Source organism: Sphingomonas molluscorum (genome assembly GCF_039522995.1).
GTDB lineage: Bacteria > Pseudomonadota > Alphaproteobacteria > Sphingomonadales > Sphingomonadaceae > Sphingomonas > Sphingomonas molluscorum.
Genome location: NZ_BAAAEL010000006.1, coordinates 216161 through 230680 on the forward strand (window position 1 = coordinate 216161; position 14520 = coordinate 230680).

Sequence of the window (14520 nt, forward strand, 5' to 3'; positions counted from 1 at the left end):
ACGGCGGCTGGTCGGGTTTGTGCAAGCCTCTCGACGCTTAGGGGTTTCGCGCGGCCTCTCCGCTGTGGCACAGAGCCGCTTCACGTGCGGGAGCCGAGTATGCGTAGATGGGGCAAGGGGCTGCTCGCCCTTGCGGCGATGATGTCGATCAGCGGTTCGGCGGCAGCCCAGGACGAGGCGGGGTTCCAGGCCTATCTTCAGGGAGTGGCAGCCAAAGCACGTTCCCAGGGTGTGAGCGAGCGCGCGATCAGCGCCGTCCTGAACGGGCTTACGTACAACCCGCGGGTCGTGGAACTGGATCGCGGTCAACCCGGTGGGACCAGCAATAGTGTTCCCGCCTTTGCTCCGTACAAGGCCCGTCATGTCGACGCCGCCCGCATCAACCGCGGGCGCGAGGCGTATCGCGCACAGCGCCCGAAGCTGATGCGGATCGAGCAGGAGACCGGCGTCCCCGAATCGATCATGGTCGCGATCTGGGGCCATGAGACCAACTACGGCGGCTACACGGGCAACTTCGACCTGCCGCGCTCGCTCGCGACCCTCGCCTATGAGGGGCGTCGTCGCGCGCTGTTTGAGCCGGAATTGATCGCGACCATGAAGATGGTCGACCGGGGGGTTCCGCGCGACAGCCTGAAGGGCAGCTGGGCAGGGGCGACCGGGTACCCACAGTTCCTGCCGTCGATCTACCTTCGCCTCGCACGCGACGGCGACGGTGACGGCCGGGCAAACATCTGGACCAGCGCAGCCGATGCCCTGGCCTCGATCGGCAACTACTTCGTCAATGCCGGCTGGCGCCCCGGACAGCCCTGGGGTGTCGCGGTGAACGTTCCCGCCAACCTGAACCGGGGGTCGCTCACCTCGCCGACGCGGTCGCCGCGGTGCCCCCGCGTGCATGAGCGGCACACGCGCTGGCGGAGCATGGCCGAGTGGCGGCGCCTGGGCGTCGTTCCGCAATCCGGCCGCTGGCCGGACGACACCATCCAGGCGACTCTTCTCGAACCGGACGGGCCGGGGAACACCGCCTATCTCCTGACCGGGAACTACCGGGTGATCCTGGATTACAACTGCTCGAACTTCTACGCGCTGTCGGTGGGGCTGCTGGCCGATGAAGTCGCACGCTAGCGCGTTCGGAGTGCTGCTGCTGGCGGGGTGCGCGGCGAACACGCTGCCGCCCGCGCCGCAGCAGCCCCCAAGCGACCCCACGTTCCCTGCCACGCCGTCGACCTCCGAGGCTCGCTACGATGCTGTGGGCTGGGCGAATACGACGGCCGCGCCGGATGTCGACGGCGGCGTGTTCGTCGTCCATCCGACGCTCGCTGCGGGCAGCTTTGTCGAGCTCACGCTGCTCGACGGCGGCCGCACGACGGTGATGAAGGTTGGCCGGAACGCCCCGGTCGCTCCGGGATATGTCTTGGCCCTCTCGCCGGTTGCTGCACAAGCGCTCGGCGTCGGATCGGCGCCGGTAGCCGTGCGGGTGAGGGAGGTCGTGCCGCCAGCCTACGAGCGTGCCGCAGCCGAAGGAGGGAGCCTGACGCGGATGGATGCGCCACAGGTGCTGCTGGCGGCGTTGCGCAAGCGTCTTCCGCCGGTGCCGGCCGCGGGATCCACGCCGGCGATCGGCGCGGTGGCTCAGGCGCCGATATCCTCACAACCGCCATCGCGTCCTGGGCCCAAGCCGATCGAGACCGTCGAACTGCCGCCGAGCCGGGTTTCGCCGCTGCCCGCAGCGCCGGTTGCTCCGCCACCTGCACCCGCCTCCAGCGTGCCCGCGACCGGCGCCTGGGCCGTTCAGGTGGCGGCGCTGTCGAACGCGACCCGCGCCGAGGCGCTGGCGCGCGAGCTGGGCGGCTTCACGCGACGTACGGGGGCGCTGGTCCGTGTACGCATGGGGCCATATCCCACGACCGCCGCTGCCGAACGCGGGCGTGCGCAAGCCGCCGCGCGCGGCTATGGTGACGCAAAAGTTATTCGCAACGACTGACCTAAGGCCCTGGACCCTACGATGAAGAAGCTGCTTACCGCCGTCCTGCTTTCCGCCGTCGCCGTCACGCCGTCGGTCGCTGCTGCGCCCCCGTTCGAGACTCCCGCGCCCGTCGCCTACATTCAGGACCTGTCATCGGGCGCGATCCTTTATGCCAAGGATGCCGACCGCCGCATGCCGCCGGCGTCCATGGCCAAGATGATGACCGCCTATGTGGCGTTCGACCTCATCAAGAAGGGCGAGTTGAAGCTCGACCAGAAGTTCCAGGTGCGCCCCGAAACCTGGCAGCGCTGGCACGGCCCGGCTGCGGGCTCGACCATGTTCCTGTCGGTGAACGAGCAGGTCAGCGTCGACGACTTGCTGAAAGGGATCATCACCCTGTCCGGCAACGATGCTTGCGTGGTCCTGGCCGAAGGTGTCGCGGGAACCGAAGAGGCGTTCACGAGCCTGATGAACCAGCGCGCCAAGGAGCTGGGGCTGACCAACAGCCACTTCGGCACCTCCAACGGCTGGCCGGATGAAGGCCGAACCTATGTCAGCGCGCGGGATCTGGCGACTCTTGCTTCCGCGACGATCCAGAAGTTCCCGGACCTCTACAAGCGCTTCTATTCGCTGGAGAGCTTCACCTGGGGCAAGACGCTGGGCGCGGGCAGCGACATCACCCAGGCGAACCGTGACCCGCTGCTTGGGCGCGTCGCCGGCGCCGACGGCCTGAAGACCGGTCACACCGAGGAAGCCGGCTACGGTTTCACTGGTTCGGCCGAACAGAATGGCCGGCGCCTGGTGATGGTGCTGGCGGGCCTCACGAGCTTCAACCAGCGCATTTCCGAATCGGTCCGCTTCATGGAGTGGGGCTTTCGTGCATGGCGTGCCCGGCCCATCGCGAAGAAGGGCAAGCTGGTCGAAACCGCCGATGTCCAGCTGGGGGATAGCAGCACGGTTGGCCTCGTCGCGCCGCGCGACCTGACCGTCACGGTTCCGGCGGGCGCCGCTACCGAGCTCGCGGGCACGGTCGTGTATCAGGGGCCGATCAAGGCGCCGATCAAGGCCGGCCAGCATATCGCCGATCTCGTCATCTCCTCGCCCGGCATGGAGCCGCAGCGCCTGCCGCTGGTGGCCGAGAAGGACGTGGACGAAGCCGGCTTCTTCGGTCGCGCTTGGGCGGGCCTGATGGCGCTGTTCGGCGCTTGAGCGGCCTGTTCATCTCGTTGGAGGGCGGCGAGGGCGTCGGCAAGTCGACCCAGACCGCCCGCCTGGCTGCCGCGTTGGAGGCGCGGGGCCTGCACGTCGTGGTCACGCGCGAGCCGGGCGGCAGCGAGGGCGCGGAAGCCATCCGTGGCCTGCTGATGCAGGGCGAGGTGACGCGCTGGAGCCCGCATGCCGAGGCACTCTTGTTTGCTGCGGCGCGGGCAGATCATGTCGAGAAGCGCATCCGACCCGCGCTCGAGGCGGGGCAGTGGGTGTTGTGCGACCGATATATCGATAGCACCCGCGCCTATCAGGGCGGGCAGGGGATCGACGATGCGGCGATCCTCGCGCTGCATGCCTTCGGATCGAAGGGGCTGCTCCCGGATCGAACCCTGCTGCTGTCGCTGCCCGAAGGGGCAGGGGAGGAGCGTGCGCTCGTCCGGGACCGTGGCGTCGCGGATCGCTTCGGTGCCAGGGGACCTGAGTTCCACGCCCAAGTCGCGGCGGCCTTCGAACGGATCGCCGACGGTGAAGCCGCGCGTGTCCGCCGTGTCGACGCGACGGGCACGCCCGAAGCCGTGACGGCCCGCCTGATGGGTGCGCTCGCCGACGTCCTGCCATGATCGAACTCGTCGGGAATCGGGCCGCGCACGACGCCTTCTTCACGGCGGCAGAGCGGGGCGGGCTGCACCACGCCTGGCTCCTGGCGGGGCCGGAGGGGGTGGGGAAGGCGAGCTTCGCCCGCGTGGCGGCGAGCCGCCTGCTTGCGCATGCGGTCGATCCCCGGGTGCCGGTCCGCGGGGGCGCGCTTTCCGAGGAGGACCGAACCGCGGCACTGATCGCGGCGGGGTCTCACCCGGACTATCGCGAGATGGCCCGCCAGCCAAAGGACCCGGCAAAGCCCGACGAGAATCTCGCCCGCAGCATCCCGATCGCGCAGGTGCGCGCACTCCAGCCGATGTTCGCGACCAAGCCGTCGCTCTCCGAACGACGCGTGGTGCTGATCGACGCGATCGACGACCTGGAGACCGCAGCTGCCAACGCGCTGCTGAAGAACCTTGAGGAGCCGCCCGCCGGCACGATCTTCCTGCTCGTCAGCCATGCACCCGGCCGACTGCTCCCGACGATCCGCTCGCGCTGCCGGATGCTGCGCTTCGAGCGGCTTTCGGATGCGGAGGTGGGGACCGTCGTCCGGGAAGCGATGCCAGACGTGAGCGATGTCGAATGCGACGCGCTGGTCCGCGGGGGCGAAGGATCGCCCGGTCGCGCGCTGGCCTTCGCTGGCCTCGACGTCGCGGCCCTAGAGCGCGCTATGGCGGCGATCGCCCGCGACGGCGATCCAAGCAACGCGCTGCGCGGTAAGCTCGCCAAGGCACTCGGCGGCAAGGCCGCGCAGCACCGGTATGAAGCGTTCCTGGAGCGCGCACCGAGCTTCATCGCTGCCAGAGCGCGTGAGCGCAGTGGCGTCGCCTTGCACACGGCGCTGGGCGCCTATGAGGCGGCGCGCGCCCTCGCGGCGGCAGCACCGGGGCTGTCGCTCGACGCGCAGGCAACGGTGTTCGAGATGGGCGGAATTCTTGCGCGTCTTGCAGAGCAGGACGGGCTTCAATCGCGCGGAGCGATGCACTAGGGAAACGGCATGGCCGAGCCCTATTACATCACCACCGCGATCCATTATCCCAACGGCAAGCCGCACATCGGCCATGCCTATGAGATGATCGCCGCTGACGCGATCGCGCGTTTTCACCGCCAGGCGGGTCGCGATGTCCGCTTCCAGACCGGGACCGACGAGCACGGCCTCAAGATGGTGCAGACCGCACGCAAGCGGGGCATGGAAGTGCGCGCGCTTGCCGACGAAATGTCGAGCTATTTCCACGAGATGGCGGACAAGCTTGACATCTCCTATGATCGCTTCATCCGGACCGTGGAGCCGGCGCACTATGCGGCCAGCCAGGCGATCTGGCAGGCAATGGCCGATGCCGGCGACCTCTACCTGTCGCGCTACGAGGGCTGGTACTCCGTTCGCGACGAGGCCTTCTACGAAGAGAAGGAACTGACCGAAGGGGAAGGGGGCGTTCGCCTTTCGCCGCAGGGGACCCCTGTCGAGTGGACCGCCGAGGAGACTTGGTTTTTCCGGCTTTCCAAGTACCAGCAGCCGCTGCTCGATTTCTATGCGGCGCATCCGGAGTTCATCCAGCCCGAAAGCCGGCGCAACGAGGTGCTGCGCTTCGTCGAGGGAGGGCTTGCCGACTTGTCGGTATCGCGTACCAGCTTCGACTGGGGCGTGCCGGTGCCGGGTAGCCCCGGTCACGTCATGTACGTCTGGGTCGATGCACTGACCAATTACCTCACGGGCGCCGGCTATCCGGATGGTGGGGACATGGCGCGCTTCTGGCCCGCCGATCTGCACCTGATCGGAAAGGACATTGTCCGGTTCCATGCGGTCTACTGGCCTGCCTTCCTGATGTCTGCCAAGCTCGCGCTGCCGCGGCAGGTATTCGGCCATGGCTTCCTCCTCAACCGCGGGGAGAAAATGTCCAAGTCGACCGGCAACGTCATCGACCCCATGGCCCTTGCGGGGCTGTATGGTGTCGATGCGCTGCGATACTTCCTGCTGCGCGACATCAGCTTCGGCCAGGACGGGACCTTTTCGGACGAGGCGATCGTCACGCGTGCCAACGCCGATCTCGCGAACAGCTTCGGGAACCTCGCCCAGCGCACCTTGTCGTTTATCGCCAAGAACCTGGATGGTGTGCTGCCGTTGCCCGGCCGGAGTGACCCCGCCGACGATGCTTTGCTCGCCCAGGTTGCGGAGGCAGGCGCCGCATTCCGCGAAGAGTTCGCCGCCCTTTCCTTGGGTCAGGCGCTGGAAAGCTGGATGCGGGGGGTGTTTGCCTGCAACCAGTATATCGACGCACAGGCGCCCTGGTCGCTGCGCAAGACTGACCCAGAGCGGATGCATGCCGTGCTTGGAACGCTGGTGCGGGCCATCCGCGATCTCGCGATCCTGGTATGGCCAGTGATCCCCACCTCAGCCGGTCGTGTGCTCGACCAGTTGGGCCAAGATGCGCGCGATCATGGCGCGCTCGCTGACTCCGATTGGTACATCCGTGCGGTGGATGCAGGCTTCCGCATTGCTCCGCCCGCGCCGATCTTCCCGCGGCTCGCGCTGGAAGAGGCTGCGGTTTCCGCATGAGGCTCGCCGACAGCCACTGCCACCTGAACTACAAGGGCGTCTTCGAGCAGCAGCCGGAGGTGCTGGCGCGCGCGCGGGACGCTGGCGTGGTGGCGATGCTCAACATCTCGACCCGAGAGAACGAGTGGGACGCAGTGATCGGCACCGCAGAGCGTGAGCCGGACGTCTGGGCGACGATCGGCATCCACCCGAACGAAGCGGACAGCTACCCCGATGTCGATACCGAGCGGCTCGTCGCCCGTGCCGCCCATCCTCGCGTCGTCGGCATTGGGGAGACCGGGCTGGATTACTACTATGAGCATTCCGATCGCGCCCGGCAGCAAGCGAGCTTCCGCAGCCATCTCGCTGCCTGCCGGCAAACCGGTCTTCCGGTGGTGGTGCACACGCGGGATGCCGAGGATGACACTGCGGCGATCCTGAAGGAAGAGCTGGGGAAGGGGAGCTTCCCCGGCGTGATCCATTGCTTCACCGGCACTGCCGAGTTCGCGCGCCAGGCGCTCGATCTCGGCTTCTACATCTCCATCTCCGGCATCGTAACGTTCAAGAACGCCCGGGATCTCCAGGAAACGGCGCGCTGGCTGCCCCGCGAGCGCCTGCTGGTGGAGACCGACGCGCCGTTCCTGGCTCCGGTGCCGCATCGCGGACGCCCCGGCGAGCCCGCCTATGTCGCGGACACCTGCCGCTTCCTTGCGGAATTGCGCGGGGAGGATGTCGAGGGGCTGGCGGATGCCACCCGCGCGAACTTCCACGCGCTGTTTGCGAAAACGATCGCGTGAAGATCCGCATCCTGGGCTCCGGCACTTCGTCGGGCGTGCCGCGGCTTGGCGGAGACTGGGGAGCATGCGATCCGACCGATCCCCGTAACCGGCGCACACGCGTGTCGGCACTGATCGAGACGGCCACCACGCGCATCCTGATCGATACCGGCCCCGACATGCGGCAGCAATTGCTCGACGCCGGGGTAGCAGACGTGGATGCGGTGCTCTGGACCCACGACCATGCCGATCACTGCCACGGCATCGACGACCTGCGGCAGCTATTCCATCTGCGCGGACAGCCGGTACGCGGCTATGCCCGTCCTGAGACACTGGCCGTGCTGCGGGAACGCTTCGGCTACGTCTTCTTCGGCCGCAATGGCTACCGGGCGACGGTCGACGCGCAGGAGCTTCCGGACCGGCTGCGGATCGGCGACATCGACGTTTCCGTGACTGATCAGCCGCATGGGGCGATCCGGTCCGCGGGACTGCGTTTCGAAAGTGGTGGTCGTTCCGTTGTTTACGCGACGGACTTCAACGAAGTGACAGACGCGATGCTTGCGCTTTACCGAGGGTGCGACCTGATGGTCGTCGATGCGCTCCGCGATGCACCGCATCCGACGCACCCGACGGTGGACGAGGCGCTGGCGCTGATAAAGGCGTGCGGCGATCCACGATCGGTGTTGATCCACATGGACCACAGCCTGGACTATCAGACACTTCGATCCCGCCTGCCTGCGCACGTCGAACCGGGCTTCGACGGCTTGGAACTGGCCGCGTGAGCCTAGAGAGCAGCGCCCAGCTGCTCTGGAGCATCGGAGCGCTCGTGCTTGCTGTGTCCGCGCTGATCGCCCGCCGGCCGAGCAGAGGTACGATCCTCCGCTCGTTGCTGGCGTGGCTGCTTATCGGCGCACTGATCGTTCTGGCTGTGGTGAGCGTGCACTATCTCAGTGGTACGGCTGAGGAGAATGAGGGCAGCACGGGCTTCGGTAGCGCAGCTACTCGTTCTATATTCGGCCGCGCGTTAACATAATGCAGATTACCGATCTGATGTATTCTTGGAAGTGGGGTCGTTTTGATGATCGATCGGTTGGTCAGGATCATGGTACGTCTGCGCGATCCTGAGCATGGCTGCGAATGGGATCGCGCTCAGACCTTCGCCACGATTGCGCCGTACACGATCGAAGAAGCCTATGAAGTTGCCGACGCAATCGCCCGCGGCGACATCCCGGACCTAAAGGAAGAACTCGGCGATCTGCTGCTGCAGGTGGTGTTCCACAGCCGCATTGCCGAGGAAGCCGGCCAGTTCGCCTTGCCGGACGTGGTTGAGGCGATCAGCGACAAGATGGAGCGCCGTCATCCGCATATCTTCGGCGACGCCACGGCGAGCCCCGGCTGGGAAGCGATCAAGGCTGCGGAGCGCGGCGCAAAGACCACGAACGAAAGTGGCGGCGCGCTGGGTGGCGTTGCGCTCGGCCTGCCGGCGCTCAGCCGCGCCGAAAAGCTCCAGAAGCGGGCCGCACGCGTCGGCTTCGACTGGCTGGATGCGAGCGGTCCCCGTGCGAAGATCGACGAGGAACTGCTTGAAATTGAAGGTGCTCCGCCGACGGAATTGGAAGAGGAAGTCGGCGACCTGCTCTTCGCCGTCGTGAACTGGGCCCGGCACCTCGACGTTGATCCCGAGGCAGCGTTACGGAGCGCCAATGCCAAGTTCGAGCGCCGCTTCGCCGCCATGGAAGCACATGCGGGACCGTCGTTTCCCGAACTGACCTTGGACGAAAAGGAAGCGCTCTGGGCCGCGGCCAAGACCGCTGAGCGCTCGTAAGTGAGACGGTTCCTCACTCAGCGTGTGAGGAACCGCTCATAGTCCGCTGGAGCCATGCGGACATCGTACAAGGCGCTCGAACCCTCCATCCAATGGTCGATGACCTCGCCATGGGCGTGCAGCCACGCCGCGCTGGCGCCGTCTTCCGGGGCGAGGGCGATGCGATAGCGCCGATGTCCTTGGGTCAGGCGATCGGCGATGGTGCGAAGGAGCGCGTCCACCCCCTCCCCGGTCAGCGCTGAGATTGCGACGACATCGTCGCGGCGCGACGCCTCGCCTTCAAGCTCCGTGCGGTCGTCGGGCTCCAGAAGGTCCAGCTTGTTCCAGGCTTCGATCCTGGGCGTGGTTTCGTCCACGCCGATCTCGGAGAGCACCGCCTCGACATCGTCCGCCTGAGCCTGGGTGTCCGGGTGCGCGATGTCGCGGACATGGACGAGCAGGTCGGCCGAAACGACCTCTTCCAGGGTCGCCTTGAACGCCGCAACGAGTTGGGTCGGCAGCTCCGAGACAAAGCCCACTGTGTCCGACAGGATCACCTTGTCCACGCCCGGCAGCGAGATTTGCCGAAGCGTGGGATCGAGCGTCGCGAACAGCAGGTTCTCTGCCATCACCTCCGCGCCGGTCAGCCGGTTGAACAGCGTAGACTTGCCGGCGTTGGTATAGCCGACCAGCGCGACGACCGGCCAAGGCGCCCGTTGCCGGCGATCCCGGTGCAGCCCGCGGGTGCGCGACACGCTCTCGAGCTCGCGCCGCAGCCGCGCCATGCGGTCGCGGATCAAGCGGCGGTCGGCCTCGATCTGCGTCTCACCAGGGCCGCCCAGGAAGCCGAAGCCGCCCCGCTGCCGCTCGAGGTGGGTCCAGCTGCGGACCAGGCGGCCGGCCTGATAGTCCAGGTGGGCGAGCTCCACCTGCAGGCGTCCCTCGGCCGTGCGCGCACGTTCGCCGAAGATCTCCAGGATCAGGCCGGTGCGATCGATGACCTTGCAGCCAAGGCCCTTCTCCAGGTTCCGCTGCTGGATCGGCGTCAGCGCGGCATCAAATACCGCGAGCTGCAGGTCCTGGTCGCGGACCGTCTCGGCGAGCGCGTCGACCTGCCCACTGCCGATCAGCGTGGCGGCGCGGGGTTGTCGTACGCGCAGCGCCACGCGCTCCTGCACTTCGACCCCGATCGCCAGCGCGAGCCCCGCCGTTTCCGCGAGACGAGCGTCCGCATCGCGCGCCGATCCACCCATGTCCGGGAGCACGATCAGCGCACGCGCGCCGCGCGAAAACTCCTCGACGTCGCGTTCGAACCCGCCGCTCAATCTGCGTCCGATCCGGCCTGTTCCTCGGCCAAGTTGAGCGGATGCGCCGGCTGGATCGTCGACACGGCATGCTTGTAGACCAGCTGCGAAACACCGTCGCGCTGCAGCAGCATGCAGAAGAGGTCGAAAGCGGCGATCTGCCCCTGCAGCATCACGCCGTTGACCAGGAACATGGTGACGCTCTCGTGGTTCTTCCGAACCGCGTTCAGGAAAATTTCCTGAAGCAGCGCATTGCGCGAGCTTTGCTCCGCCGCGGCAGCCACGATCGGGTCAAGATCGACCTGCCCTGCGGGCATGATGGTGGAAATGGCGTGCTTGTAGATCAGCTGCGACTGTCCGTCGCGCCGCAGCAGCACCGAAAAATTATCGAACCACGTGACGATGCCCTGCAGCTTCACGCCCTTCACGAGGAACATCGTTACTGGTGTCTTGGAACGCCGAAGCGCGTTGAGGAAGAGATCCTGGAGCGAGCTCTGCTTCTCGGCCATGTCCTGCCCTTTGTTTTTGGCGGGTTCTCCCGCATTGCCCCGTCCCCGCGACGGTGCGGGGCTGACTTAGGACGCGGAAGCGGCCGCGTCCACCATGCTACTCGTCGCCGCGGGTTTCGGTGATCCCAAGCAACTTCAGTTTCCGGTGAAGCGCGGAACGCTCCATGCCGATGAAGCTCGCAGTGCGCGAGATGTTCCCTGAGAAACGCCGGATCTGCACCCGCAGATATTCCCGCTCGAACGACTCCCGGGCCTCGCGGAGTGGCGCCCCCATGATGGCATTGGCACCCAATCCGCCGCTCCCCTCGCCGGGCGTACCGAGCACTTCCGGAGGAAGCAGGTCCACGTCGATCCGGCCGATGCGGTTGCCAGGCGCAAGGATCACGGTGCGCTCGACGACATTGCGCAACTGGCGGACGTTGCCCGGCCACTCATAGGATTGCAGCGCCACCATCGCATCGGGAGCGATCTCCGGTGTCGGCACCCGCCGCTCGGAGGCGTAATGCGCGACGAAATGCTCCACCAGCGCCGGTATGTCCTCGCGGCGCTCGGTAAGCGCCGGGATCACCACCGGAACGACGTTGAGGCGGTAGTAGAGGTCTTCGCGGAAACGGCCCTCCGCGATCTCGTCCTGCAGGTTCCGCGCGGTAGCGGAGACGACCCGCACGTCCACCTTGACGACGCGCTGGCCCCCGACGCGTGTGAAGCTCTGATCGGTCAGCACCCGCAGGATGCGGGCCTGGGTCGTGATCGGCATGTCCGCGATCTCGTCCAGGAACAGGGTGCCGCCATGCGCCTGTTCGAGCAGGCCCGGGCGAACGAGCTCGCCCCCCTCCTCCACCCCGAACAACTCTTCTTCCACGCGCTCGGGCGTCATCCGCGCCGCGCTCACGATCACAAAGGGCGCAGCGGCGCGCTGGCTCCAGCCATGAAGCAGGCGGGCCGCGACTTCCTTGCCGATGCCGGGGCCGCCGGTGATGAGCACGCGGCTGCCGGTGGAGGCCACGCGCTTGAGCGTCGCCCGTACGGTATTGATCGCCGCCGAACTGCCGGTCAGGTCGTCCTCACGACCTGCCGATGCGCGGAGCGAGGCGACCTCGCGGCGCAGCCGCTCGGTTTCGGTCGCGCGTTCTACCAGGAACAGCAGGCGCTCTGCCTCGAACGGCTTCTCGATGAAGTCGACCGCACCGCGACGGATCGCCGCCACCGCAGTGTCGATGTTGCCGTGACCGGAGATCACCAGCACGGGAAGCGTCGGGTCCCGCTCTTTGATGACGTCGAGCAGTTCGAGCCCATCCAGTCGCGAACCCTGCAGCCATACGTCGAGCAGCACCAGTGACGGACGCCTTGCGGCAATCGCCTCCAGCGCTGCATCGCTGTCGGCAGCACCCCGCGTTTCATAGCCCTCGTCTTCCAGCACACCGGAGACGAGATCGCGGATGTCGGTTTCGTCATCGACGACAAGGATATCGAGCTTCATGAGCGGAGTGTTCCGTTACGGGTAAGCATTGCCTGGCGTTGAGATTCTTCGGGGCCGGTGTAGCCGGAAGCTGCCCCCTCTCCCTCCAGTGCTGCAAGGACGTTCAGGTCGAGTGTAATGGTGACGACCGTGCCGCCCCCGGGCCGATCGCCGAAGCTGATGTTGCCAAAATGCTCCTCGACGATCTTCTTGACGATGGCGAGGCCAAGGCCGGTGCCCCGTGCACGCGTGGTCATGTACGGCTCGACGATCCGATCCCGCTCCACCGGAAGGCCGATCCCGTTGTCGCTAACCGTCAGCTGTAGCTGACCAGCGCCGATTTCCTGGAGGCTGACGCAGATTTCTCCCTTGGGCGCATTTTCTGGCCGCCCCTCAACTGCTTCGACAGCATTCTTGACGATGTTGGTGAGCGCCTGGCCGAACTGGCGGCGGTCGCAGACGACAGGCGGAAGGCCATCCTCCGCGACGAGGGTGAAGGTGATGTCGGGATGCGCAACCTCGTGCAGGAACACAGCCTGGCGCGCAATGTCGAGCATCGACTCTTCATGGAAGACGGGCTTGGGCATGCGGGCAAAGGACGAGAACTCGTCGACCATCCGACGCAGATCGCCCACCTGCCGCACGATCGTATCGGTCAGCTTTGCGAAGGTGCCGTCGTCATTCTCGATCTGCCGGCCATATCGCCGCTTGAGCCGCTCGGCGGCGAGCTGGATCGGGGTGAGCGGGTTCTTGATCTCATGCGCGATGCGGCGCGCCACGTCCGACCAGGCGGCGCGCCGCTGGTCCAGCAACTGCTGGGTGATGTCGTCGAAGGTCAGGATGAAGCTGCCGTCGTCCCGCGTGATCTTGACGGCCAGCGTCTTCGCCTCTCCCCGCGCCTGCAGTTGGACGATCGCCTCTCGGGCGTCCCCTGCGAGCGTCGCATCGAGTTCGGCAGCCACGGCAGCAAGCGGTTTTCCGACTGCCGCTGCCGCATCGACGCCCAGCAGATTGGCAGCAGAGGCGTTGATCACACGGATGGCGCGATCGGGCCCGACCGAGATGACGCCGGCGCTGACGCCGGACATCACCGCCTCGATGAGGGCGCGTCGGCTGTCGATCTGTTCGTTCGCCTTCACCAACGCGCTCGTCTGCTCGTTCAGCCGCTGGGTCATCAGGTTGAAGGCGGTTGCGAGGGTGCCGATCTCGTCCATCCGCCGCGGAATGGCGACCCGAGCGGTCAGGTCGCCCCCGGCGACCCGGTCTGCGGCTTGCACCAATTCGCCCACGGGACGCACGAGGCGATCCGCCACGACCAGCGCCACCCACACCGCGAGCCCCACGATCATCAGTGAGATGACAAACAGCGAGATATTGAACCGCAACTGGATCGAGCCGGATCGGCCGAGAAATGCCTGGTAACTCTTCAGCATCGTCTCCGCACGACCGGACAAGGCCAGGTATTTGGTCATGTCCCACTCGCGCCCGCCGTACAGGTACAGGTTGTCGACGCCGGGGATGCGAGTGACGGACCGCGATCGACCGTTCTTGATGTCCGTGATGGCGTCGCTGTTCGACAGCGCGCGGACCCGGCTCATGTCGAACTCCGTCGAGAGATCGCGATCCGTGGGGTTGTAGAAGAGCTGTGTCTGGAGTTCTCCTTTGGGAGAGATGGAGAAGATGACCGCTTCCGACAGGTTCCGGTAATAGGCCTGTTGCGCAAAGAATTGCTGCACCTCCAGCTGGTCCGTCGGATACTCCCGGAGGACCGGGCCGAGGTCACCCGCCATGGTCACGACTTCGTTGCGAACGTAGCTGAGGATCTGCCGGTAGCTTTCCTGCGTCAGCGCGCGGGCATCGACCAGCATGCTGCGCGCCTGGTCGGAGAACCAGAACTCCACGCCCGTCTGGAACAGCAGCGATGCGAAGATGGTGACCAGCAACATGGGGACGCTTGCCAGCAGCGAGAACATCGCGACGAGGCGCACGTGCAGCGCGCCGCCGCCCCCGATCGACGCTGCGCGCTTCTTGGCCGCGCGACGCCCCAACAACACCAGCAGCGCCATGCAAGGCAGCAGGTTGGAGACGAGGAGCAGCGCCATCACCGGAGGGGTGAGCAGATGCTGCCGCTCTCCTCCGGACAGGACGAAGTAGCTGCCGACACCCACCGCGATGGCGATTGCCAGAACGCCGAACTCTATGGCTGGAACGAAGCGCGTCGGGAGCGTGAAGCTCCGCCTGTTCTCCATCCTCGCGCCATTGACCATCCGCCATGGCGTACAACGTTACTGTTGCCGAGAAAACACATAATCGTCCGTGTCGGA

General features: G+C 66.4%; 12 protein-coding genes and 1 pseudogene. 9 read left to right on the plus strand and 4 right to left on the minus strand.

Features of this window, described 5'->3' with window-relative positions:
- The first annotated feature begins 99 nt into the window (after positions 1–99).
- From ABDZ92_RS08710 to mazG, 9 genes are all read left to right on the plus strand, one after another.
- Positions 100–1122 carry a lytic murein transglycosylase gene (locus ABDZ92_RS08710; protein WP_125959659.1) on the plus strand — a complete coding sequence of 341 codons (1023 nt, stop codon included), beginning with the start codon at positions 100–102 and terminating at the stop codon, positions 1120–1122.
- The gene (locus ABDZ92_RS08715) at positions 1106–1981 is read left to right on the plus strand and encodes an SPOR domain-containing protein (protein WP_125959658.1); all 876 of its coding nucleotides are present in this window, start codon (positions 1106–1108) and stop codon (positions 1979–1981) included. The genes ABDZ92_RS08710 and ABDZ92_RS08715 overlap by 17 nt, the downstream gene beginning before the upstream one ends.
- A gap of 21 nt (positions 1982–2002) precedes the next feature.
- On the plus strand, positions 2003–3172 hold the full coding sequence (locus tag ABDZ92_RS08720) for a D-alanyl-D-alanine carboxypeptidase family protein (protein ID WP_125959657.1): 1170 nt from the start codon (positions 2003–2005) through the stop codon (positions 3170–3172).
- On the plus strand, positions 3169–3792 hold the full coding sequence (tmk, locus tag ABDZ92_RS08725) for a dTMP kinase (protein ID WP_125959656.1): 624 nt from the start codon (positions 3169–3171) through the stop codon (positions 3790–3792). The genes ABDZ92_RS08720 and tmk overlap by 4 nt, the downstream gene beginning before the upstream one ends.
- Complete coding sequence (locus tag ABDZ92_RS08730) at positions 3789–4799, plus strand: AAA family ATPase (RefSeq protein ID WP_125959655.1); 1011 nt, start codon at positions 3789–3791, stop codon at positions 4797–4799. Before tmk ends, ABDZ92_RS08730 begins: the two co-directional genes overlap by 4 nt.
- A gap of 9 nt (positions 4800–4808) precedes the next feature.
- Positions 4809–6365 carry a methionine--tRNA ligase gene (metG, locus tag ABDZ92_RS08735; RefSeq protein ID WP_125959654.1) on the plus strand — a complete coding sequence of 519 codons (1557 nt, stop codon included), beginning with the start codon at positions 4809–4811 and terminating at the stop codon, positions 6363–6365.
- Positions 6362–7141, plus strand: coding sequence for a TatD family hydrolase (locus ABDZ92_RS08740; RefSeq protein ID WP_272695541.1), 780 nt, complete (start codon positions 6362–6364; stop codon positions 7139–7141). Before metG ends, ABDZ92_RS08740 begins: the two co-directional genes overlap by 4 nt.
- Positions 7138–7902 (plus strand): MBL fold metallo-hydrolase, encoded by a 765-nt coding sequence (locus tag ABDZ92_RS08745; protein WP_125959652.1) that lies wholly within the window; start codon positions 7138–7140, stop codon positions 7900–7902. Before ABDZ92_RS08740 ends, ABDZ92_RS08745 begins: the two co-directional genes overlap by 4 nt.
- Before the next feature lie 296 nt (positions 7903–8198).
- Positions 8199–8945, plus strand: coding sequence for a nucleoside triphosphate pyrophosphohydrolase (gene mazG, locus ABDZ92_RS08750; protein ID WP_125959651.1), 747 nt, complete (start codon positions 8199–8201; stop codon positions 8943–8945).
- A 17-nt stretch (positions 8946–8962) separates the two neighbouring features.
- Here mazG and hflX read toward each other — a convergent pair whose 3' ends face one another.
- From hflX to ABDZ92_RS08770, 4 genes and pseudogenes are all read right to left on the minus strand, one after another.
- Entirely contained in the window at positions 8963–10249 is a 1287-nt protein-coding gene (gene hflX, locus ABDZ92_RS08755) for a GTPase HflX (protein ID WP_125959650.1), read from the minus strand.
- Positions 10246–10797: pseudogene (hfq, locus tag ABDZ92_RS08760) on the minus strand (RNA chaperone Hfq); the annotation flags it as partial. The pseudogene hfq and the gene hflX, both read right to left, overlap by 4 nt.
- Positions 10798–10834: 37 nt before the next feature.
- Positions 10835–12217, minus strand: coding sequence for a nitrogen assimilation response regulator NtrX (gene ntrX, locus ABDZ92_RS08765; RefSeq protein WP_125959648.1), 1383 nt, complete (start codon positions 12215–12217; stop codon positions 10835–10837).
- On the minus strand, positions 12214–14445 hold the full coding sequence (locus ABDZ92_RS08770; protein ID WP_241211754.1) for an ATP-binding protein: 2232 nt from the start codon (positions 14443–14445) through the stop codon (positions 12214–12216). Before ABDZ92_RS08770 ends, ntrX begins: the two co-directional genes overlap by 4 nt.
- Between the last annotated feature and the right edge of the window lie 75 nt (positions 14446–14520).

Coding starts and splice junctions, on each gene's coding strand:
- ABDZ92_RS08710 (WP_125959659.1), top strand. CDS start 100: ATGCGTAGATGGGGCAAGGGGCTGCTCGCCCTTGCGGCGATGATGTCG.
- mazG (WP_125959651.1), top strand. CDS start 8,199: ATGATCGATCGGTTGGTCAGGATCATGGTACGTCTGCGCGATCCTGAG.
- ABDZ92_RS08720 (WP_125959657.1), top strand. CDS start 2,003: ATGAAGAAGCTGCTTACCGCCGTCCTGCTTTCCGCCGTCGCCGTCACG.
- ABDZ92_RS08715 (WP_125959658.1), top strand. CDS start 1,106: ATGAAGTCGCACGCTAGCGCGTTCGGAGTGCTGCTGCTGGCGGGGTGC.
- ABDZ92_RS08730 (WP_125959655.1), top strand. CDS start 3,789: ATGATCGAACTCGTCGGGAATCGGGCCGCGCACGACGCCTTCTTCACG.
- ntrX (WP_125959648.1), bottom strand. CDS start 12,217: ATGAAGCTCGATATCCTTGTCGTCGATGACGAAACCGACATCCGCGAT.
- metG (WP_125959654.1), top strand. CDS start 4,809: ATGGCCGAGCCCTATTACATCACCACCGCGATCCATTATCCCAACGGC.
- ABDZ92_RS08740 (WP_272695541.1), top strand. CDS start 6,362: ATGAGGCTCGCCGACAGCCACTGCCACCTGAACTACAAGGGCGTCTTC.
- ABDZ92_RS08770 (WP_241211754.1), bottom strand. CDS start 14,445: ATGGAGAACAGGCGGAGCTTCACGCTCCCGACGCGCTTCGTTCCAGCC.